The organism is Paraclostridium sp. MRS3W1 (assembly GCF_032465715.1).
In the GTDB taxonomy this organism is placed as follows: Bacteria; Bacillota; Clostridia; order Peptostreptococcales; family Peptostreptococcaceae; genus Paraclostridium; species Paraclostridium dentum.
Window position 1 is genome coordinate 1 of record NZ_JAWDJM010000194.1, and the last position, 22,068, is coordinate 22,068.

A 22,068-nucleotide genomic window follows, 5' to 3' on the forward strand; every position below is an offset into this window, starting at 1 on the left:
TATTTAAATTAAACTTTAACTTCTTTTTTATACAAAACTTTTCAATTATAATAAATAGTGTTGTTATAATTAAACCTAAATCTGCAATTGATACACTTGGTATGTATGCAGAATATACCGATAATACGGGAAATAAAGCTATTAAAACTGTAAATATTTTTTTCATATCTATTTATACTCCTATATTATACTGATTGCAAACTTTTCACTTTATACGTTATGAGTTATATATTTTCTTCAGTATACTTTTAAATTTATCTACATCTGTATATCTCTTAGCATTTTCTAATGATTTTTTTGATTTTGAATTGTAGTAACTACTATTTTCAATTAGAGCTTCCAACTCATTTAAATAATCACTTTCAGATTCACATAACTTACCCGATTGATTTGTTATAATGCTTTTTAATCCTCCAACAGAATTTGCAACAACAGGCTTACCTAAAATCATAGCTTCTGCTGCTACTAACCCAAACCCTTCCCATTTTGATGTTATGACCAAGACCTTCGAATTTTTCATTATATTAAATGGATTACTTTTATAACCTAAAAGTTCTATATGTTCATTCAACTTGTATTCACTTATTAATTTATTACATTCAAAAAATAAACTCCCATCTCCTACTATACAAGCTTTTACATTATAACTTTGCTGTATTTGTTTTACTAAATTTATAAATAATAAAGGATTTTTTTCATCCTCTAGTCTTCCTACATACAACAAGTCATACATTTTATTTGTTTCATTTATATTAGACATATCTTCAACTAATTTTTTATCAATATAATTTTCTAATACATGTATTTTTTTACTTGATATTTTAGAAAAAATAGCTTCATCTTTTATTTCATTTGACACCGTAATTATATTGGAATAAATAGGACAAGACATAGCATACGCAATAGAATACTTATTTATAGATTTTATCCACAATGGATTTTGGTGTATATGTGATATTTTTTTACATTTATATAAGCTAATGGCACTTTTTATACTTGCCCTAAAATCATGCGCGTGTACTATATCTGGTTTCCATAACCTAAATAATTTATTTAATGTATATGGATTTATATTATCTATTGAAATATGCTTTATATTATATTCTTTTAATGTCTCTTCAATAGGGCCCTTTGGTGATACATATACAAAATCGTAATCTTCTTTTAATGAGTTAATTATATTTATAGCTACACGTTCGGCTCCTGAAAGTGAATTACTAGAAAGTAAATGTAATACTTTTTTTTTCATAAATTTTCCCTTCTGACCTTCATTATTTTCCCATAAAATTTTCTTTATAAATATTTGCTATATATAGCAGTCATCTCTATCTCAATATTTTGTGTAGAATAATTCTTTATATCTTCTAAATTATTTGTACTAAATTTACTTGTTATTTCTTTAGATTCTTGTATATCTTCAATATACTTTTCAAAGCTACTTAAATCATTAATTTCTACAACATACCCATTTTGCTTATGTTTTATCAAATCTCTATTTCCTCTGCAGTTAGTTACTACCAATGGTAAACCTGTTGCCATTGCTTCCATTATATTAACAGGCAATCCTTCTTGCTTAGATGTAGATATCGCTAAATCTGACAATGCCATTAAATCTACTATATCTTTTCTATATCCTAAAAAGTCTATTTGTTGCTCTAATCCATATTTGATAACTTTTTCTTTGTATTTACTCTCTAATATTCCATTTCCAACTAAAAGTAATTTTATATTATTTATTTTACTATTCAATCTTTTCATAGCCTCTATAATCATATCTTGGTTTTTTCTATAACTTAACTCACCCACATAGATTAATATATATTCATTCTCATTATATCCATATTTATTTCTTAACTCTAATTTACGATTTTTTGTTTGAGGTTTAAATTTATTTAAATCTATACCTACCCCATGAACATGTTCTACATTGTTTATCTTTAATTTATTTTTCGCTAAATAAAAATCTTCATTATTAATAGTTATAATACAATCTGTATATTTACCAAAAAATTTTTCAAAATTATAGTACATTATCCAATTTTTCTTCGGAGCTCCCTCAAAAAAATGTAATCCATGAGCTGTGTATAGTACCTTTGTTCCTCTTTTTCTTGTTTCTTTTGATGCTAATCTTGTTATAGCACCTCCTGATGGAGACTGACAATGAATTAATTCAAAATCTTCTTTTCTAAATAATTTTTTTAATTGTTTTAAAGCTTTTAAATTTTGAATACTAAATGGATTTCTATCAAAATCTATTTGATGTTTTATTACATTTGGGTTATCAAATTTGTCTATCTCTTCATTAAAATTTGCAGCTATGTGAACTTCATGTCCCATATTTAACAACACTTTATAGTCACTCTGTCCAAATATTCTAAAGTGCCTACCTAGGTGTGCCGTAACTAAAACTTTAGCCATACTAAAACGCTCCCATTCTTACTTATTAAAAAATAATTTATTATCTAACTTTCTTATGAAAACTATTTATTGAGCTTTCTACTCTGAAACCATTTGATATATAAAAATTCAAAGCTCCTAAATTATCAATCTGAGTTCCCACAAAAACATTCTTAATATTTTTCTTATTAAAATTCATAAGTGCATAGTTGATCAGCTTTTTTCCAATCCCTAAACCTTGATAGTCTTTATTAATTCCTACTAAACTTATAACTCCATCTAATTCTCTGTCACTAATTCTATTCCTATATATACAACTTATAAACCCTATTAATTTATCTTTATATGTAACTCCTATAACATCAACAGACTTACTTCTTATTTCATTTTCTATCCATTTCTTATATAGTGTATTTGCATCTTCATTTCTCAAGTTAGGATCTTGAAAAAATCTACCATGTTTATATAAATTGTCAATAATATATAATACCTCTTCTAAATTTGTTTCACTTAAAACGCTAAAATCATAATCTTTACTACTATCAATTGAAATATTATCATCAATATTTTTCTTTAATGTTATTATACAGTCCATTAAATTGTATCTATTTTCTTCTAAAATATGCATACTAGAATATAAGTCTGTTTTTACCTTAGTAAATAAACAATCGTAGTTTTCTACTTTAGCTACCTCATCTATCTTAGTTACTATACTATCTGTTAAATCACCATAACATAATTCCATCGAACCTATTTTTTTATTAAAAATTTCACTATCCCATTTAAGGTTTTTAATCTTCGCTATTGATTTAATATTTCCATTACTGTTTTCAATAAAATAAATTGAATCTTCTTCTATATAATTTATGTATTCAAGTAAAAGCATTTTACTTTCTTTTCCACTTCTTATATTTATCATTTTTTACCTCATACTTTAAATATTTTTAGCTTCTTCAACTTCTTCATGTTCTACAGATTTGTTTACACCTTCACTTTTTAAAACAGAAAGAGCCGTCTTAATTAATATTTGAACATCTAGTAATATAGAATAATTTTCAATATAAAATATATCCATCTCTATTCTATTTTTCCACTCAATATTATTTCTGCCATTACACTGGGCATAGCCTGTAACTCCAGGTTTAACTAATAACTTTCTTTTGTCAAAATCTGTATATAGCTCATAGTGATCTGGCAAATCAGGTCTCGGTCCTATAAAGCTCATTTCTCCTTTTAATATGTTAAATATTTGTGTCAATTCATCCAGGCTCGTTTTTCGTAAAACATTACCAACCCTAGTAACTCTAGGATCATTATCACTATTGAATGTAGACCCATCTTCATTCCTTATATCAGGTGCATCTACATACATAGTTCTAAATTTATATATTTCAAATATATTTCCATTCTTCCCAAGTCTTTTTTGTTTGAATATAATAGGTCCTCTACTATCAAGTTTTATAGCAAATGCGATAATTAATAATATTGGAGCTAATAAAATTAATAGTATTAAACCAAAAACTTTATCTAAAACATTTTTAATAAACATTAAAATCCTCCATAAAATCTTTTTCTTTTTTTATTGCTCCAATATTTTGTCTAGTGTATTTACTATATACTCAACTTGTTCTAGAGTTAATACACTATTAAGTGGCAATGTTATTTCATTTTTATACATATTAAAAGCCTTAGGATAATTTTCTATATCAAACCCTAAATTTTTATAAGCTGTTAATAATGGTAGTGGTTTATAATGAACATTAGTTGAAATACCGGCCTCAGCCATTTTCACTATAACTTCATTCCTAAATACTTCATCTTTTCCTGTTAATCTAATTAAATATAAATGACCACTAGATTCATACTCATCAGTAAAATGTTTAAGTACTTCCACTCCATCAATTTCATTTAATAGTTCATCATATTTATTTATAATTGCTTTTCTGTAATTAAGTAGCTCTTCATACCTACTTAATTGACCTAATCCTATCGCTGCCATTATATCTGTCATATTGCATTTATATGCAGGCTCGATTATGTCATACTCCCAAGATCCTATCTTAGTCTTAGCTAATGCATCTTTTGTCTGTCCATGAAGTGATAAGCAATTATATTTTTTGTATATTACTTCATTATCAATTCCATCAATATTCTTCCACGTAACAGCTCCACCTTCTGCTGTAGTAAGGTTCTTAACAGCATGGAAAGAAAAACTTGTAAAATCAGCCATGCTTCCACTCATTCTACCCTTGTAACTTGCACCAAATGAGTGTGCTCCATCAGCTATTACAGTTACTCTTCCTATAGACTTTTGTATTTCATTGTTTGCTTTAAATAAGTCTTTTTTACTATTAACAACTTCAAAAATCTCGTCATAATCACAAGGTACTCCTGCTAAATCAACACATATAACAGCCTTTGTTTTTTCTGTTATAGCTTCTCTTAATTTTTCATAATCCATTTGGTATGAACCTTCTGCTGTATCAACTAAAACTATCTTTGCCCCAACATGATGTATAACACTTGCCGATGCAGTATATGTATAAGCACTTGTTATAACTTCATCTCCTGGTCCTATTCCTAAAACTCTTAATGTCATTTCCATTCCTGCAGTGGCAGAGTTTAAACATATAGCTCTGTTTGTTGTGCAGTAATCAGCTATCTTTCTTTCAAATTCCTTAGTCTTTGGACCTGTTGTAATCCATCCTGATTTTAATACTTCTACCACATTATTTATTTCAACATCCGTTATATCTGGTGGTGAAAATGGAATATTCATATTTTATGCCCCCTTAAGTGATTTATCGTTTGCTTCTTCAGGTCTTATATAAGTAGTAACTAATTCTCTCATAGCACTATCAATTAGATCTACTTCTTCTTTATCAACTATAGACTTTAAAATCTCTAAATGCATCTTGCATCTTTCAGAATCAAAATCTATCGGTTTACCAATAAATATCTTCTTATGATCAGTATTAGTTAAACCTTCTTCTGACATAAGTAACTCTTCATATAATTTTTCTCCTGGTCTAAGTCCAGTAAACTTAATCTTTATATCTACATTTGGTTCAAACCCGCTAAGTCTAATTAAGTTGTCTGCTAAATCAACTATTTTAACTGGATCTCCCATATCAAGTACAAATATCTCTCCACCTTTAGCCATAGCTCCTGCTTGTATAACAAGTTGAACAGCTTCTGGTATTGTCATAAAGTATCGTATAATATCTGGGTGAGTTATAGTTACTGGTCCACCTTCTTCAATTTGCTTTTTAAATAATGGAATAACACTTCCGTTACTTCCAAGTACATTCCCGAATCTAACTGCTACAAACTCTGTTTCACTTTTTTCATTCATAGTTTGTATTATCATTTCTGCTGCTCTTTTAGTTGCACCCATTATATTAGTTGGGTTAACAGCTTTGTCAGTAGATATAAGTACAAATCTTTTAACTTTATATTTATCTGCAAGTGTTGCTACGTTTCTTGTTCCAAATATGTTATTTTTTATAGCCTCACTTGGGCTTTTTTCCATAAGAGGAACATGCTTATGCGCTGCTGCATGGAATACTGCATCAGGTCTATACTTATTAAATATTTCATCCATACGCTTTTCTTCTCTAATTGATGCTATTATAGTTTTAAGATTTAAGCTGCTACCGTATTTTCTTATTAACTCTTGTTGAATTGCGTATGCGTTATTTTCGTAGTTATCAAGTATTATAAGTTGTTTTGGATTAAAACTTGCTACTTGTCTACATAGCTCACTTCCAATACTTCCTCCTCCACCTGTTACTAAAACCACTTTATTTTGTAGATATTCACTCATTTCAGCTAAATTTACTTTTATTGTTTCTCTTCCTAATAAGTCCTCAATTTGAACATCCCTGATTTTTTTTATATCTACTTTTCCATCAATAATTTCGTATACACCAGGTATTGTTCTTAATTTACATTTTGTCTGTTTACAAATTTCTATAATATGTTTCTTGTCATGTTTACTTATTTTAGCGATTGCTATTATGATTTCATCGATATCATGTTTTTCTACTAGGTCATGTACGTCTTTTATATTTCCTAAAATAGGTATATTATGTATTCTTCTACCTTTTTTACTTACGTCATCATCTAATATTCCTATAGGTTTTTTTAAAAGTTGAGGATTGTTTTTAAGTTCTTGAATCACCATCTCTCCTGCACTTCCTGCTCCTACAATAAGTACATTTGAAGATTTCTCTTTCAAACCACTTCTTATTAAAACTCTTCTACCCGTTCTATAAAGAAGTCTTGTTCCTCCTGTTAATGATATAGTTAATATCGTGTTTAAAATGTAAAAAGTTATTGAAAATTGTATTCCCATAAATAGGTGTATTAAATAAGTTGTTATTACTGATAATGTACACGCAAATACTATTGCAATTAGTTCTTCTTCTCCTGCATATCTCCATAAGCTGTGGTAACATCTACAAAGTGATAAAGTTACTATACTTACAAATACATAAACTAAGATTGCACCCATAGCTATATGTTCCAAATAGTATTGTGAGTAGATTATCCAAGTAGAAACTATAAATGATAACACTATACATGCTATATCTGTTCCAACTAAAATTAGTTGTCTCATTCTGTACTTACCTAATAAATTTTCTAATACACTTTCTTTCTCTGGGGCTGCGATTTCAGTCTCCATAAAACTAATCCCCCTTTTTAATATAAATTTTTTTAATTTTAATATAAAGTTTCTTAGGTAGCATCCGTAATATATATTTACAAGGGTGCTACCATAACCCCTAAGCAATAATTTTTCAAATTTTCATAATGTTAAACTTGTTTGGTGCACTAAAATTTTCGCCGATTTTAGTGCATAAATTTTTAGCTTTTCTTCTTTTTCTTTTTAGAAACTCTGCTTGAATCACTTTGTTCATAATAATAGCTATAGTAACCATACGAACCATTTTTTTCTATATATTTATTAAGTACGGCACCAATTACATTAGCTTTAACTTTTTCTAGTCTTTCTTTTGCTATTTTTGCTCTTTCTGTCTCTACATCTTTAGCTCCAACTACTAAAATCGTTCCATCTGAGTAATTAGCTAAGACCCCTGCATCCATAATAATCCCTATTGGTGGTGTATCTATAAAAATATAATCATAACAATCTCTTAATCCATTTATAAATTCTCTCATTTTTTTTGATTCTAATATCTCTGCTGGATTTGGAGGAATTGTACCTGCTGTTATAATTTGTAAATTTTCTAACTCTGTGTTTTGAACACATTGTTTTAACTCTTTTTTTCCTGTTAATACATCAGTTAAACCTAATGCATTAGGTTTACTAAACATTTTATGAACACTTGGGTTTCTAAGATCTGCATCTATTAATAAAACCCTTTTTCCTTCTAAAGAAGCAAAGCTTACAGCTAAATTAGAAGTAACAGTTGTTTTGCCTTCATCTTGTTTAGAACTTGTTATCACTATTGTTTTCATTTCATTATCAATCCTTGAAAACTGTATATTTGTTCTAATACTTCTATAGGCTTCAGCTATTGGTGATTTGGGATCATTAAACGCTGTTATATTTATCATCTTATTTACCACCTTTCTTACCTTTATTTTCATGAGGTACTACTCCTAGTAGTGGTAATCCTAAATGTTTTTCTATATCTTGAGGTACTTTTATTTTATTGTCTAGATACTCAAGTAAGAATATAACAAATAAAGATATCATTATCCCTAGTACTGCAGCTATTGCAACATTCATTACTTTATTCGGTTTTATAGGCGTTTTGGGAACAATACCTTTGTCTATCACCTTTACACTGTTAGCTTTTGTTATTCGCTTAACTTCCTTAGTGAATGCTTTCGGTATAGCGTTTGCTATATCAGCTGCTCTTTGAGGATTTGTATCTTGGACTGATACTGAAATTATCTGAGTGTCATTAACTGACGAGACGTTTATTTTATCGGTTATTTCTTCATAACCACCTTTTATACCTAGCGACGTTGTTACTTCATCTAATACTGCCTTTGATTTTATTATCTCTCCATATGTTACTGCTAACTTTTGAGAAACGTTTATCTGGTCAGTTGTTATGATATCTGTTCCAGGTGCTTTATCGCTATTTACCAAAATTGTTGTATTTGATTCATACACTGGACTTAATACAAAAAAGCTTATAATTGCACTTATGATTACTGCTATAGATGTCATTAAAACTATTATCCATGCTCTTTTTCTGATAATCTGAAAATACTCTTTTAAGTCGATAGTCTCTTCCATTTTTCCCTCCATTTTCTTATTTTTCTGCTTGTTTTCTTCGTTTTCTGCCTATTTCGATCTATTTTACGTGCTATATGTTAGCACTTTCATCCATGTTTGTATATAGTTTCTACAAAGGCTCCCTTTATTTTACATATATCGACTTTTTCAGAATATTCTTTAGCGTTTTTTCGACATTTCTTATTATTTATTAATTTTTACTCTACATTACTAGTTTGAGAATCGTTATTTTGTGAGTTATCAGTACTAGTATTTCCTCCATTTGTATTGCTTCCGTTATTATTTTCAGTGTTATTATTGCTATCTTCACTAGATCCATTATTTGAATCAGTATTATTATTATTTGAGTTATTATTGTTACTACTATTATTGTTGTTTGAGTTATTGTTTGAATTATTGTTGTTATCCGGTTTATTAGTAGTATTGTTATTTGAATTATTATTACTATTATTGTGATTATTGTTTGGTTTATTTGGCTTACTAGGCTTTGTTGTAGTTTGAGGTTTTTCTTGAGTTTCTTTTTTAGGTTCTTCTTTTTTTACTTCAGAACTACTTTGAGGTACTTCTTTTTTAGGTTCTTCCTTTACTGTTGAAGATATTTCTTTTTCAACTTTGTTATTTATTATTAGTTTTCCATCTTCAATATCAAAATTTAACAAATTAGCACTTTTTAAAAACTCTGGAGATACATATAACTCTTTGTTTTCGTATATTGGTTTTGTATCTATTGGAACTTTATATCCGTTTATTTGTTTTTCTTCTAATGGATAATAATTTTCATCTACTTTCGCAAAAGATGATTTATTTTGAATTGTTACTTCTTTTGAATTTACATTTACTTTTAATTCTTCTTTAGATTCTTTCACTTCTCCACCTAGTTTTTTTACTAATGTTTTAAAAGGAACATAATCGTGTCCATTTTTTTCAACTATTTTTATTTCATTTGCAAATGCAAGTGTTGTTGTAGATAATGCTATTACTGTTGTTAATGCTAGTATTTTTTTATTTTTCATAGTGTACTCCTTTCTAATTCTATATTTCTACTAATTCATTTTGTATAATTAAGCTTTTATTTTCTGATTTATACTCCCAATTTGGAGCTTGCTCATTTTTGCTATATGCTTTTATTTCTAATTTTTCAATTTTTTTATCTTTGTTTAGATTTTTTATTGTTTCTCCTAAAAACTTCATTTGACTTAATGCTTTTTCAGGTTCTTTTATACTTTCAAGACTTAGTGATATTTGAGTTTTCCCATCTACCTCTTTTATAGATTCCACCGCATAATACTGTGGTATGCTTTTAGGCTCTTCTTTTATTGTATGATATGTTTGGATTTCTACTTGTTGTTGATCTACTGCTTTTATAAGAGTTTGAGTTTTATCTGCTTCGTAGTTGAAATTTTGTGCTTTTTCTTTATCATCGAATATATAGATATTAAAGTTTTTATTCATATCCTTTATTATATTTTTTGAAAGTTGTCCCATTTCCTCTTTATTAAAGTTCTTTTTTTCTAAAACTACAAATGTGTTTATTCCATCTCTCTCTTCTTGTTTTATAATTTCATAGTCTGATTTAGATATGTTTATTTCTGATTTAGAACTAGATACTCTAGATACATAATGTTCTTCTTTTGATTTAAATGATCCTCCCATGAGTGTAAAACCTACTACTACAACTGCAGTTAAAGAGCATGCTATAGCTATAACAAGTTTTTCATTTTTCTTATACTTCATCATTATTTCCTCCTAATTTTCACTCTCTGCTATAATATAACATTTACTTATTTATTTTTTTGCCTAAACTTGTCGAATTCAATATAAAAAAGTTACCTCAAAATAGGTAACTTTTTTAAAGTTTTATGCTCCATAGTAATAGTTATAGTATCCGTAAGATCCATTAGTGTCTTCAAACTTGTTAAGTACAACGCCTAGTATGTTAGCACCTACTTTATCTAATCTTTCTTTTGCTATTTGTGCCATTTCTATATCTACTTCTTTTGATGCAACTACTAATATACTTCCGTCTGTATATGTAGATAGTATTCCTGCATCAGTTATTATTCCTATTGGTGGTGCATCTATAAATACGTAGTCATAATAATCTTTTAAAGATTCTAAGAATATTTTCATTTTTTTCGATGCTAACATCTCTGCTGGGTTTGGAGGTATTTTACCGCAAGTTAATACGTCTAATCCATTTACTTCTGTTTTATTAACACATTCATCAAATGATTTTTGTCCTGTTAAAACATCTGTAATTCCATGAGTGTTGCTTATATTAAACATTCTATGTACTGTTGGGTTTCTTAAGTCTCCCTCAACTACTAGTATTTTTTTACCTTCCATAGCAGCAAAGCTTACTGCTAAATTAGCTATTACTGTACTTTTACCTTCATTTTGCTGAGAGCTTGTTACTAATATTGATTTTATTTCTTTATCTACATTTGAATATTCTATATTAGTTCTTATAGTTCTGTATGCTTCTGATATTGGTGATTTTGGATTTCTTTTAGTTATTAGTTTTTTTAGCATGCTTTTTTCTACCTTTCTTTTCTATATTTTCGTTAGGTACTACTCCTAGTGTAGGTAAGTTTAGATATTTTTCGATATCTTGAGTTGTTTTCATTTTTCTATCCATAAATTCTAATAAGAATACGATGAATAGTCCTATCATAAACCCTAAAACTCCAGCTATTGCTACGTTCATAACCTTATTAGGTTTTACTGGTTTTTCAGGTACTCTTGCCTTGTCTATTACTTCAACACTGTTTGCATTTGTTATTCTTTTTGCTTCTTTAGAAAATATTGTAGGTATAGCATTAGCTATTTTCATTGCTCTACTTGGACTTGTGTTTGTTACGCTTATAGATAATATTTGAGTGTCCTTAACTGGTTCTACTTTCAAACTCTTAAGTAACTCATCATAAGTCATGTTTAAATCTAATTTATTTATTACTGAATTTAGTACTGATTTTGATTTTATTATTTCACCATATGTTAACGTTAACTTTTGAGTAACATTTAACTGGTCTCCTGTTATCATGTTATTAGTTGCAGCACTTTGTTCTGCATTAACTATTAAAGTTGTACTTGCTTGATACTCTGGTTTTAATACAAAAAAACTTATAAGTCCGCTTACTATCATTGCTATTATAGTTATTAGTGCGATTATCCACGCTCGTTTTTTAATTATTTGGAAATATTCCCTTAAGTCTATCGTTTCTTCCATGTGGCCCTCCTATTTAATGTGTTTTCCCCATACAGTTTATGTATCGACCCCTTGTTATAAAACTTTACACCTTTTAGCTAAATTTTTCAATTTTTTTACACGTTTCGCCAAAATTAAAATCCCCATCCCTCTTATACTATAAAAAAGCTATCTAAAATATAGTAAATATCAAATTGAATAGGAAATATTAAAATTGCAGCGACCTTTAAAGCATCATTTCAGCTTTGGAAGCAAAACTTTAATATTTCCTATTCATATCCACTATAAATTTTAGATAGCTTTATTTTACCTCACCTATTGTTGAGTGTAATTTTTATAATCAAATATGAATTTTTTAAGTTGTTCGTTATTATATTCTTTATCCCAAAGGATTACCCATCCTTTTTCTTTACTTACTATTTTTCCATCTCTATGTCCTTCAAGTGGGAATTCAAGTTGTGGGAATTCTGTAAAGTTCATTTTTATAACTTTATTAGCTAATTTAAATATTTCCATTGGAGGTATATTAGTTTTTGTATATCCTAATATAGTGTTTCCTATTTCCATAAGATCTCCTGGATTACTTGATAATTTGTTATATGCAGCTTGCATAACAGTTCTTTGTCTGTTATCTCTTTGATAAGCATCATCTGCATATCTTATTCTACTGTATGCTAGAGCTTCTGCTCCATTTAAAGTTTGTTTACCAGCACTATTTACACCTGGAATATAACTTACTTCTTTAGGTAATACATCTATTTCAACTCCACCTAAAGCATCTATAATTTTTTCAAAAGAGCTAAAACTTACAACAGCATACTTATCAATTTTAAGTCCAAAGTTTTTATCTATAGTTTGAAGTAAAAGTGCAGGCCCTCCATAAGCGTAAGCATGCGTTAATTTTTCTTCTCCATAACCTGGAATTTGAACATAAGTATCACGTGCAAGAGAAGTTATTCTAATATCATTATTTTTTTCATCGATAGTTAACACCATCATAGAATCAGATCTATTTCCCTTGTCTAAATTGTTTCCATCAACTCCAGCTAATAATATATTAGTTATACCATCTTTATCATCAGCTTTTTCAACCTTTTCTTTTACATCTTTAGCTGCACTACTATCATATATAGAGTTTAGCTTAAAATAAAAATATCCAAAAGCCACCATCGGAACAGCTACAATGAAAATAACTAATCCTATGACTATTTTTTTGAAAGTACTCATAAAATCCTCCCTATACTAATTATTAATTTAGATATCCATATATTAGCACATATAAATATCGGTTGCTACTTATTTTTCTTTAGCAAAAAGTAAAACCAAGGATTTACTTTTCATCCTTGGTTTATTGATTACATTCTATAAGTATCTCTGTTCCTATTCCAACTTCACTTTTAATTTTCAATTTATAGTTGTATAAATTAATTATTTGAGCTGCAATAGATAGTCCTATTCCAAAGCTATTGTTATATTTTCTTGATTTATCAACTCTGTAGAATTTATCTGTTATCTTTGGAATTTCTTCTTTTTCTATTCCTATTCCATTATCCTTTATAGATATGTACATTTTTCTTTTTTCTCTGTACACTTTTATTTGTATTTTCTTTTCATCTTTTTCACAGTACTTTATAGCATTATCTATAAATATTATGAAAAGTTGCTTAAAATGTTTCTTGTTCATATAAATATAAGCATCTTTTTCACACTCAAATTTAAAATCAACATCTTTTCTTATGACCTCAAAGTCATATATAATTTGATCTATTGAAGCTTCTAAGTTTATTTTTTCTATTTCTTCATCAACTATTGTTTTGTTGTCTAATTTTCCAAGTTCTAATAAATCATTTACAAGTTTTGTTAATCTATCAACTTCATCTAAACTTATTTTAAGCGATTTATTTAGTGTTTCAGGATCATTTTTACCCCATCTATCTAACATCTTTAAATGACCTTTTAATATCGTTAGAGGGGTTCTAAGTTCGTGTGATGCGTCTTGAACAAACTGTCTTTGTACTCCAAATGAGTGTTCAACTGAGTCCATCATTTCATTAAATATTATATTAACTTTATCAAACTCATCTTTTGGGTTTTGTATATATACTCTACTTGTTATTCCTTTTTCTTGTACTTCTTTCATAGTGTTACTTAAGTTGTTTAATTTTTTTATAAACTGTCTTGATATATATATTCCTGCTATTAAACTTATTATTAATCCTATTATCAACATAAAAACAATTATAAGGATTGTATTTTCCAGGAAATCATCATATAATTCGCTTTCTCGCTCTAAATACATATAGTATTTTTGATCACCTATATGCACAGGAGTTATTAAGCTTACCTTGTCGTTGTTTACGCTCAAAGATGTATCTATAATATATGAACTTGGTTTTTGATAATTGAAATGTTTAGGTTTTTCATCCATTGTATTTAAAATTTCTTTGTTATCTGAGTTATATATAATAGCGTTTAAGTTCATAGATTCTAAAATTTCTTTTTGCACTTCATCCGAGCTGTTGTTATTAAGTAAAATTTCTAATTCATTGGCTCTTGATTGAATTTCTTCTTTTTCATATTTTATAGTCCAAACTCTAAATACTATAAATTGAGATATATAAGTTATTAAAAATATTACTACTATAGATATAAACGATATAAGGGTCATTCTCCAAAATGTCGATAAAGATTTCAGTTTCTTTATAATCATCTTAAGACATATCCTACGCCACGAACAGTATGTATATAATCATCATTTTTTAATTTTGATCTTAAATGCCTTATATAAACATCTACTACATTAGTTTCTGCATCGTAATCATATCCCCATACATGTTCTAATAAGTAGTCTCTAGTTAGTACTTTATTTTCGTGTCTTATTAATTGAAGTAACAGTTCGTATTCTGTTGTAGTTAAGTTTACTACTTCATCTCCACACTTGACTATCCTAGCTTCTATATCTATAGTTATATCTTTAAATTTCAAAGTACTTGTGTTGTTGCTCAAATTAACTCTTCTTAATATCGTTTCTATCCTTGCTAAAAGTTCCTCTATTGCAAATGGCTTTACAATATAATCATCGGCCCCCATTTGAAGTCCAGAAACTTTATCCATAACATTATCTCTTGCTGTTAGCATTATTATAGGTGTGTTTTTTGATTTCCTTAAACGTCTACAGACTTCTAGCCCGTTTAAAGTTGGTAACATTAAATCTAATATAATCATATCATAATCTTTTTCTAGAGCCTTTTCTAAGCCTTCTTTTCCATCATTACACATTTCAGTTTCATATCCTTCATGTGATAATTCCATGTTTATAAATGATGCTATATTTTCTTCATCTTCTACTATTAATACTTTGTACAAAAAACTCACCTTCTCATTTATTTATTAATCCATATTACTTGTACCTTGTTTTACATTTTCATTATCTATAGTTTCATTATTTTTATCTGAGCTAGAATCATAATTTTCTATATCTACTACTTTCCCACTCACTGAGTCAACCTCTACTTCTTTTATTATATTATTTTTATCTTTTATTTTAAACTCATACACTATAGACATGCTATCATCATCTATTTCTTTATCTACCCCAATAACTTCACCTTGTACCTTTTTTAATGCAATATTTTTCAACTCTTCTTCTGAGTATTTACTCTTAGATTTTATTTCATTATAATTATAGCTTTTTTCATCATCACTGTCATAATCTTTATCATCTTTTTCATTATGATTTTCCATATCTATTATAGCACCAGTCTTTGAGTCCAACTCTATTTCATTTAACATGTTGTTTTTATCTTTTATTTTAAACTCATATACTACAGACATACTATCATCATCTAAATCTTTTTTAACTCCAACAACATCTCCTGGAATTTGCTTTAAAGCTACCTTTTCTAATTGTGCTTGTGAATAATTTTCATTCGACTTTACATAAGCATAAGCTGCACCTGTACCTAAAACACTCAATCCAATAGCTCCACTTATTGTTAAAACTGCAAATTTCTTAAACTTTCCTTTATAACCCTTTAGATTTTCTATCTTATTTATTACATCTTCCTTTTTCATAATCATACCTCCATAAAGTTTTAATTTTTTCTATGAACTTATTATATACAGCCATCATGAAAACTACTTTAAACAGGCATTAACTTAACATAAAAATAATATTAAAATTTTTTAATAATCCATTTTTCATACCACAAAAAAAGACTGGTTTTATGTTTTTGGCGAGGGATTTGTGCTGTATGTTGCCGCGACATTTATCTCTCTCCATACAAAAAGACTGGGCTATACTTGGGGCGAGGGATTGAATTTTATGTTGCTGTGACATTTACAAGCATCTCCCCAGCTTGTATGGAGCAAAACATAAATTCAATCCCGAGCCCACCATTAACCCAGTCTCTAATCATACTTAAGTTTATTTTCTACATATGCTTTATCTTGCCAAAACATATCATTCACTAAAGTATTACTTACTTTTATATTAATATTATTGTTATCTTTACCTATAAATAACTTCCCATCTCTTACTTTTCCTTTTTCAATATTCTCTTTATCATTTACATACTCTTCAAATCCAACCCATTTAGTCCCACTATCTGTAGGATCTCCATCTATCCATACCTGAACTTTTTCATAATTCATAGGTACAATTTCTTCTACATCATATAAACCTTCTGTAAAATAGTTCATAGAAAAATCCTTATTACTAGATATATCAGTTTTTTCACCTCTTAAATAAAAAGGCATAGACGTTTCTGTGTTTCCATTTAAATCAACTGTATATTTATGATTTTGGCTACCTGAGTTACCAAGTATTGATATAGAAAATCTATCATTGCGATTTACATCAACATCTTTAGCTACCGTCCAGTTTCCATTTTTATCTTTCTTTATGATTTCTTTTTTTATAGTTACCTTTCCCGTTTGATAAGGTATATCAACTACAGGCTTATTAAATACTTGTTCTTTATCGCTTCCATTTATAGGATCTTTATATTTAATTTCTGCATTTGCATTTGTGGGAATTTTCTCACCCCCAAAGTATGGATCTTTAGTAGAAATATCAAAGCTTACTTTAACTCCCCCTGTAAGTTTTCCATTTCCAGCTTTTTTATTTGCAATAATATTACCTATTTTAAACGTTATTTCATCTTCACCTTTTGAGTTTTTTGATACAACAATATTTTCAGGTGGTATCTGTATTTCATTTCCATCCAAATCTGTTATCTTCCAGCTTTTATCTACTATATTAAACTCTTTTGAGACTACATCATGTATAACAGATTCTTTAGCTACTGAAGCATTAATATTTTCTTTTATTTCATTACTTATATCATTAAATATTCCATCTATACTATTTAAATCTTGAGTGTAATATTTACCTGCATATTCACTCGGGTCAATTACATTTTGAATAGTTTTTAAAAAATTAACAGCTTGACTTTTTTCGCTTTCACTAGCATTAGTAAATAATCCTACACTATAAAATTTAGCATCTTTATATCTAGGATTGTTATTTACTTGTATAGTCTCTGGACGTGGTTGATATGCAATTCCTCCGATATTAACTTTTGTAGGAGCTCCGTACCCTGTAAAGTAACTATAATATTCTCTTTGTGCACTCTTAACGTGTATATCAAATCCTGTAAATCCCCAATAGTCTCTAGAGTTCCATGGTAATCCATCTGAAAAAAACACTACATATTTATTAGCCTCATCCCTTGAATCTTCTAAAAGGTTTTGTGCTCTCCATATACCATCTTGAGTATTTGTTCCCCCACCTGAATCTATCTTATCAATAGCTTTATTTATTTTATTTAAATTTGATGTAAAGTTTGTTTGAACTTTAGAACTTGCTCCTGGTTTATAATATTGATTACGGTTATTGTTATATGAAAAATCAGCTACAGATATTCTAACTTGGTCATCATTACTTCCATTTAAAATATTTTGACTTAAATTTTTAGCTGCATCTTGTACTTTATCTATTTTATCATTCATACTTCCTGACGAATCTATTACAAGCACTATATCAGCTTTTTTAGAGTTTTCAATTGATCCTTCCCCTTTTGCTTCTAAGGTTATATTATATGTTCCATTTTCATTTACTTTAGCACTTTTATTTATTTCTAAATTTTTATTACCTTGACATCTTTGAGTACTTTGTATTGTTTGTGGTTCTGATTTATATTCTGTTTGTATAGCTTCTGTATTTAATTTTTCTACTCCTTTGTCCAAAGTAACTTTAGCATTAGGGAATTTTTCTAGTACTTCTTGTTCACTGTTTTCTAATTTATATCTAATCTCTGATTTTAAATTTAAAGATTCATTTTCACATTTTTGGGCATTATCTTTTATTTTTGCTTCAAAAGATAATTCTACTTCTTTTGAATATATATCTCCTAAATTAACGCTTATACTATCTTTAGAGTTTGTTACTTCACTTTTTATATTTTCCTTTTCTTTAATTCCATTTACAGAAATATTATCTGAGTTTATTTCAAAGTTGTCAGATATTTTATTTTCAAAAGATGTATTTTTAATATTTACATCTTGTTCATTCCCTTTTATTTTTAAATTTACTTTCAACTGTGTATCTGATATTTTTTCAGTACTTTGTTCTAACAAAAGTTTATTATCCAATGTATGTATTGGATTTTCGCTTGCTACTTCCTTAATAGTTAAATTGTTTGTTTCTTGAGCATATGAAGTAGATTTACCTTCAATATTTCCTAAGCTTGATATAATTAACATTGTTAGTACCATTACACAAGATACTAATCTATTTTTTTTCATTTAATGTTCCTCCACACTCCTTGCCTAAACATATTTACTTTTTAGAGTTCTTGTTTTTTCTGCTAATTAATAAAAGTAAAATACTAGTTATCCCTAATATTACATATATAAAAATCCCATCTTCTCCTGTTTTTGGTGATTCGCTCCACATATCATCTTCATCTGATTCTAAATCATTTGGAGATTGATCTGTTTTATCTTTGTTATCAACTTTATCTGATTTATCTAAAGTTTCTTTATCATTATCATGGCTTTCATCTTCACTTCTAACTGCTGTAAATATCCAATCTATCTGAGCAGACTTATTTTTATATTCATTTCCAGTAGATGCTCCATCTAATTTAACTTCCGCAATAAGATTTTCTTCCTGCCCTGGATTAAATACTCCTAAACTAATACCTTTTGTTAATTTATCTTCTCCATTAACTGCTTCATCATATATGACTTCATCTTTATATGAAATTTTTAAATCTAGTTTATCTAAAAGATCATATTCTTCTTTTGGGCTTACTCGCTCTGCCCTTAAGAAAAGTTCGTATGGGTATTTATGCTTATTTTTAATTTCTAAAGTTCTTCTTATATAATCTCCTGGAATCATGTTAGGATGTTGTAGAAATAAATCATCATCAGGTATGTACACTAATTCATTCGCATTTCCCAATAATTCAACATTAGGTGGAGCCAATGTATCTGCATCCACCTTTATAGTTTTTATTATTGAAAGAAGTGAAGTGACTACTAAAATTTTTCTTAGACAGCTTTTCACATTCTCACTCCTTTATTAGATTTTTTAATTTTAATTATTTTTGATTTTTCTCTATAGCGTCTCTTGGATTTACAACACCTTGAGCTTGTAATTTATCTAATTTTTCAATTAAGCCACTATCTTTAGCCCAATCTTTATGCGCATCATTTGAAGCTTGAGTAGAATCTGCTTCAACGTCTATATCAAATCCTAATCCTATATAATCATTTCCTGAGTTCTTATCTAATGTTACAGAATCAAGTAATGTATTAGTCCATTTTTCTGGAGCTACTTTACCCATATAGTAATAGTACCCATCATTCCCTTTAATCCACGATCCATTAGATCCATCCGTTTTTAGGTTTTCAGTGAAGTTTAATATTATTTTCGTAGTATCCAATTGGTGCATTGTTCCATCAGATGCTTTTCTTTCTGTTATTGGTGTTCTAACTTCTTTTCCATTGCTATCCTTTCCTAATTCTACAAATCTAGGTATGAATTTAACTCTTATAAACTGGTCATATGTTGCAGTATTACTTACTTGTACATCTTTATTTACATTATCACCTGGAAGCATATTTTCAGGTTTTTCAAATTCCTCAACTATTTTTATTCCCTTACCATTTTCTCCGTTATTTGATGCTGTGTTAAAAGTATTTGTTGCTTTATCTTGAGATGTAAACCATGCAAGTGTTCCACCTATTACACCTACTGTCAGTACTCCTGATACTACTAACGCTTGAACTTTCTTATTCATTTTCTTCCCTCCAAAATTAAATATTTACTCAATCTATGTAATCAGCACTTACTGTTACAGTTGTTTTATGCATCCGCTTTTTCTTTTTCTTTATTTTGTCTTTCTTCTTCATTTATAGATTTTAGTTTTTTTCTAAGGTTACTACCTATAGCACTTAATGCTGTTATTGCAAATATTCCTACTATAATTAGTGATAGGTGTGACTTCATCCATGACATAGCCATTCCAACCTTCGGTATACATTTAACAACTTTACCTATAACTGCGTTTGATTCTACTGGATTTTGATCCTGTACATTATTTGCATCACCTTGTGTTATGTATTTTATTCCTGCTTCATCTTTTTTAATTTCTTTTACTCTATGTGTTGTTATATTTCCTGAATTTTGACTTTTAAATGTTATTACATCTCCTACATTTACTTGTTCAGGCGGTAGTTCTTTAGCTATTACTAAATCTCCAACCATTATTGAAGGTTGCATACTTCCTGTCATTACTGTAAAAAATTTATATCCCATTATCGTTGGCTGTTTTCCATCTTTTACAGACTTTACCATGATAAATGATATGGATAATAAAGATATTAGAACTACATAAAAAAGTATATTCCCTAATTTTTTTAACATTACTTTGTTTTCCATAGTATATTCTCCCTGAAATTTTTTTACCTAGTACATAAATTTTCTAGCATTTTATGTATTCCTTGATTTTCAATATTGTTCCAAGTTCTTTTATATGCATCTTTTGTAGCCTGTACAGCCTCTGCTTTTACATCTACTATTAAAGTCTTATTTTTATATCTTTCTTGTAATTCTTCCGGAATGTTTGCGCTTACTGATTTTAATATTTGTTCTGTTTCTTTGCCCTTTGCAACTATTGTGTTATAGTAATAATAATTGTCGTTGCCATAGATCCATTTATTATTTTTTATTGTATTTTGATTTGCTATTATATTATTAGTTTCATAGTTTAAAGTTACTAAATTATTATCTCCTGGCCATGCATTTCCTTTTTCATCTACCCATCTAGGAATTATCGATACTCTTATAAGTGCCGGTGATGTACTATTATTTTTTATTTTTACTTCTTTGCTATATTCATCTCCATCCCAATCTTTAGATGGTGTAAAATTCTCACTTACTTCTATATTTATATCCCCTAAATTCAATGTATTGGTCACTTTATCTTTGGATGTCAAACTTGCATATGATATCTTTTGAACGGTGACGATACATATTAATAAAAGTATAGATACTGCTCCAACTTTAATTCTTTTTCTACTCATTTAACTCTCCTTAATTTTTCATAATAACTAAAAATTCACTTTGCTTTATTGTGTAGATTGTCCACAAATTCTTAGTAAATACAACATTTTTAGCATAAAAAAGGCTATTTAAATGATAAAAGTAATTTTTTACTTATATCTTTAAATAGCCGGTTGCACTATTAGCTCCATATGTTTCAAGTGCCCATATACAAAACATATTTCATAGCTTCTATATTTAAACCTATTAGATTCCTTATTAATTTATTCTTCTTTTTTATTATACTGAAAAATATTCCCTAAAACACCCTAAATCGTTTTCCATTTTTTTACATTTTATTTAATTAATTTCTTACTTACATTGTTTTTCAAATTTTTTAATTTATATTTTAAGTATTATTAATTTTAAAAATTAAATTATGCATTATTACGACATTTTCGCTATTTTTTTGATACAAATTGATAAACTGATATTCATTTTAATTTATTGTAATTTTGAAAAAATATCCAAAAAAGACTGAGTTATCAGTTAAGTGTGGGATTTGTGTGTATGTTACAGCGACATTTATCTTTTATCTTATCAAAAAAAGACTGAGTTATCAGTTAAGTGTAG

Annotated in this window: 21 protein-coding genes and 1 riboswitch; all 21 genes read right to left on the bottom strand. The window is 28.2% G+C overall.

What is annotated here, in order from left to right:
• Window positions 1-217: 217 nt before the first annotated feature.
• The 21 genes from RWY47_RS17185 to RWY47_RS17285 all read right to left on the bottom strand — a co-directional run bounded on the left by RWY47_RS17185 (window position 218) and on the right by RWY47_RS17285 (window position 21,476).
• Entirely contained in the window at window positions 218-1,249 is a 1,032-nt protein-coding gene (locus tag RWY47_RS17185) for a glycosyltransferase (protein WP_224170688.1), read from the bottom strand.
• Window positions 1,250-1,293: 44 nt separating this feature from the next.
• Complete coding sequence (locus RWY47_RS17190) at window positions 1,294-2,418, bottom strand: glycosyltransferase family 4 protein (RefSeq protein ID WP_224170687.1); 1,125 nt, start codon at window positions 2,416-2,418, stop codon at window positions 1,294-1,296.
• A 40-nt stretch (window positions 2,419-2,458) separates the two neighbouring features.
• Window positions 2,459-3,316, bottom strand: a complete 858-nt coding sequence (locus RWY47_RS17195; protein ID WP_224170686.1) for a GNAT family N-acetyltransferase — start codon at window positions 3,314-3,316, stop codon at window positions 2,459-2,461.
• Window positions 3,317-3,331: 15 nt separating this feature from the next.
• A complete protein-coding gene (locus tag RWY47_RS17200; protein ID WP_224170685.1) occupies window positions 3,332-3,946 on the bottom strand; it encodes a sugar transferase in 615 nt (204 codons plus the stop codon).
• Between the two features lie 30 nt (window positions 3,947-3,976).
• The gene (locus RWY47_RS17205; RefSeq protein WP_224170684.1) at window positions 3,977-5,176 is read right to left on the bottom strand and encodes a DegT/DnrJ/EryC1/StrS family aminotransferase; all 1,200 of its coding nucleotides are present in this window, start codon (window positions 5,174-5,176) and stop codon (window positions 3,977-3,979) included.
• 3 nt (window positions 5,177-5,179) lie between these two features.
• Window positions 5,180-7,084: a polysaccharide biosynthesis protein gene (locus RWY47_RS17210; RefSeq protein WP_224170683.1), complete on the bottom strand. Its 1,905-nt coding sequence runs from the start codon at window positions 7,082-7,084 to the stop codon at window positions 5,180-5,182.
• A gap of 182 nt (window positions 7,085-7,266) precedes the next feature.
• A complete protein-coding gene (locus tag RWY47_RS17215; protein ID WP_224170682.1) occupies window positions 7,267-8,013 on the bottom strand; it encodes a CpsD/CapB family tyrosine-protein kinase in 747 nt (248 codons plus the stop codon).
• Window positions 7,982-8,674 (bottom strand): YveK family protein, encoded by a 693-nt coding sequence (locus RWY47_RS17220; protein WP_224170681.1) that lies wholly within the window; start codon window positions 8,672-8,674, stop codon window positions 7,982-7,984. The genes RWY47_RS17215 and RWY47_RS17220 overlap by 32 nt, the downstream gene beginning before the upstream one ends.
• A gap of 197 nt (window positions 8,675-8,871) precedes the next feature.
• Window positions 8,872-9,687 (bottom strand): stalk domain-containing protein, encoded by an 816-nt coding sequence (locus tag RWY47_RS17225; protein ID WP_224170680.1) that lies wholly within the window; start codon window positions 9,685-9,687, stop codon window positions 8,872-8,874.
• A 19-nt stretch (window positions 9,688-9,706) separates the two neighbouring features.
• A complete protein-coding gene (locus RWY47_RS17230; protein ID WP_224170679.1) occupies window positions 9,707-10,408 on the bottom strand; it encodes a hypothetical protein in 702 nt (233 codons plus the stop codon).
• A 123-nt stretch (window positions 10,409-10,531) separates the two neighbouring features.
• The gene (locus RWY47_RS17235; RefSeq protein WP_224170678.1) at window positions 10,532-11,206 is read right to left on the bottom strand and encodes a CpsD/CapB family tyrosine-protein kinase; all 675 of its coding nucleotides are present in this window, start codon (window positions 11,204-11,206) and stop codon (window positions 10,532-10,534) included.
• Window positions 11,184-11,903: a YveK family protein gene (locus RWY47_RS17240; protein ID WP_224170677.1), complete on the bottom strand. Its 720-nt coding sequence runs from the start codon at window positions 11,901-11,903 to the stop codon at window positions 11,184-11,186. The genes RWY47_RS17235 and RWY47_RS17240 overlap by 23 nt, the downstream gene beginning before the upstream one ends.
• Window positions 11,904-12,197: 294 nt before the next feature.
• On the bottom strand, window positions 12,198-13,109 hold the full coding sequence (locus RWY47_RS17245) for an LCP family protein (protein WP_035115236.1): 912 nt from the start codon (window positions 13,107-13,109) through the stop codon (window positions 12,198-12,200).
• 121 nt (window positions 13,110-13,230) lie between these two features.
• Window positions 13,231-14,592 carry a sensor histidine kinase gene (locus RWY47_RS17250; protein WP_224170676.1) on the bottom strand — a complete coding sequence of 454 codons (1,362 nt, stop codon included), beginning with the start codon at window positions 14,590-14,592 and terminating at the stop codon, window positions 13,231-13,233.
• Window positions 14,589-15,248 (bottom strand): response regulator transcription factor, encoded by a 660-nt coding sequence (locus tag RWY47_RS17255; protein WP_220796664.1) that lies wholly within the window; start codon window positions 15,246-15,248, stop codon window positions 14,589-14,591. The genes RWY47_RS17250 and RWY47_RS17255 overlap by 4 nt, the downstream gene beginning before the upstream one ends.
• Before the next feature lie 24 nt (window positions 15,249-15,272).
• Window positions 15,273-15,956, bottom strand: a complete 684-nt coding sequence (locus RWY47_RS17260; protein WP_224170675.1) for a PepSY domain-containing protein — start codon at window positions 15,954-15,956, stop codon at window positions 15,273-15,275.
• A gap of 336 nt (window positions 15,957-16,292) precedes the next feature.
• Window positions 16,293-18,689 carry a vWA domain-containing protein gene (locus tag RWY47_RS17265; protein WP_224170674.1) on the bottom strand — a complete coding sequence of 799 codons (2,397 nt, stop codon included), beginning with the start codon at window positions 18,687-18,689 and terminating at the stop codon, window positions 16,293-16,295.
• 34 nt (window positions 18,690-18,723) lie between these two features.
• On the bottom strand, window positions 18,724-19,455 hold the full coding sequence (locus tag RWY47_RS17270) for an LPXTG cell wall anchor domain-containing protein (protein ID WP_224170673.1): 732 nt from the start codon (window positions 19,453-19,455) through the stop codon (window positions 18,724-18,726).
• A 34-nt stretch (window positions 19,456-19,489) separates the two neighbouring features.
• Window positions 19,490-20,191, bottom strand: a complete 702-nt coding sequence (locus tag RWY47_RS17275) for a BsaA family SipW-dependent biofilm matrix protein (RefSeq protein WP_150843230.1) — start codon at window positions 20,189-20,191, stop codon at window positions 19,490-19,492.
• A 65-nt stretch (window positions 20,192-20,256) separates the two neighbouring features.
• A complete protein-coding gene (locus RWY47_RS17280; protein ID WP_150843231.1) occupies window positions 20,257-20,832 on the bottom strand; it encodes a signal peptidase I in 576 nt (191 codons plus the stop codon).
• Window positions 20,833-20,855: 23 nt separating this feature from the next.
• On the bottom strand, window positions 20,856-21,476 hold the full coding sequence (locus RWY47_RS17285) for a BsaA family SipW-dependent biofilm matrix protein (RefSeq protein WP_224170672.1): 621 nt from the start codon (window positions 21,474-21,476) through the stop codon (window positions 20,856-20,858).
• 138 nt (window positions 21,477-21,614) lie between these two features.
• Window positions 21,615-21,698: riboswitch (cyclic di-GMP riboswitch) on the bottom strand.
• Window positions 21,699-22,068: the final 370 nt, after the last annotated feature.

Coding starts and splice junctions, on each gene's coding strand:
- RWY47_RS17205 (WP_224170684.1), bottom strand. CDS start 5,176: ATGAATATTCCATTTTCACCACCAGATATAACGGATGTTGAAATAAAT.
- RWY47_RS17230 (WP_224170679.1), bottom strand. CDS start 10,408: ATGAAGTATAAGAAAAATGAAAAACTTGTTATAGCTATAGCATGCTCT.
- RWY47_RS17250 (WP_224170676.1), bottom strand. CDS start 14,592: ATGATTATAAAGAAACTGAAATCTTTATCGACATTTTGGAGAATGACC.
- RWY47_RS17215 (WP_224170682.1), bottom strand. CDS start 8,013: ATGAAAATAAAGGTAAGAAAGGTGGTAAATAAGATGATAAATATAACA.
- RWY47_RS17260 (WP_224170675.1), bottom strand. CDS start 15,956: ATGAAAAAGGAAGATGTAATAAATAAGATAGAAAATCTAAAGGGTTAT.
- RWY47_RS17245 (WP_035115236.1), bottom strand. CDS start 13,109: ATGAGTACTTTCAAAAAAATAGTCATAGGATTAGTTATTTTCATTGTA.
- RWY47_RS17185 (WP_224170688.1), bottom strand. CDS start 1,249: ATGAAAAAAAAAGTATTACATTTACTTTCTAGTAATTCACTTTCAGGA.
- RWY47_RS17275 (WP_150843230.1), bottom strand. CDS start 20,191: ATGAATAAGAAAGTTCAAGCGTTAGTAGTATCAGGAGTACTGACAGTA.
- RWY47_RS17210 (WP_224170683.1), bottom strand. CDS start 7,084: ATGGAGACTGAAATCGCAGCCCCAGAGAAAGAAAGTGTATTAGAAAAT.
- RWY47_RS17195 (WP_224170686.1), bottom strand. CDS start 3,316: ATGATAAATATAAGAAGTGGAAAAGAAAGTAAAATGCTTTTACTTGAA.
- RWY47_RS17190 (WP_224170687.1), bottom strand. CDS start 2,418: ATGGCTAAAGTTTTAGTTACGGCACACCTAGGTAGGCACTTTAGAATA.
- RWY47_RS17285 (WP_224170672.1), bottom strand. CDS start 21,476: ATGAGTAGAAAAAGAATTAAAGTTGGAGCAGTATCTATACTTTTATTA.
- RWY47_RS17280 (WP_150843231.1), bottom strand. CDS start 20,832: ATGGAAAACAAAGTAATGTTAAAAAAATTAGGGAATATACTTTTTTAT.
- RWY47_RS17220 (WP_224170681.1), bottom strand. CDS start 8,674: ATGGAAGAGACTATCGACTTAAAAGAGTATTTTCAGATTATCAGAAAA.
- RWY47_RS17240 (WP_224170677.1), bottom strand. CDS start 11,903: ATGGAAGAAACGATAGACTTAAGGGAATATTTCCAAATAATTAAAAAA.
- RWY47_RS17225 (WP_224170680.1), bottom strand. CDS start 9,687: ATGAAAAATAAAAAAATACTAGCATTAACAACAGTAATAGCATTATCT.
- RWY47_RS17235 (WP_224170678.1), bottom strand. CDS start 11,206: ATGCTAAAAAAACTAATAACTAAAAGAAATCCAAAATCACCAATATCA.
- RWY47_RS17200 (WP_224170685.1), bottom strand. CDS start 3,946: ATGTTTATTAAAAATGTTTTAGATAAAGTTTTTGGTTTAATACTATTA.
- RWY47_RS17265 (WP_224170674.1), bottom strand. CDS start 18,689: ATGAAAAAAAATAGATTAGTATCTTGTGTAATGGTACTAACAATGTTA.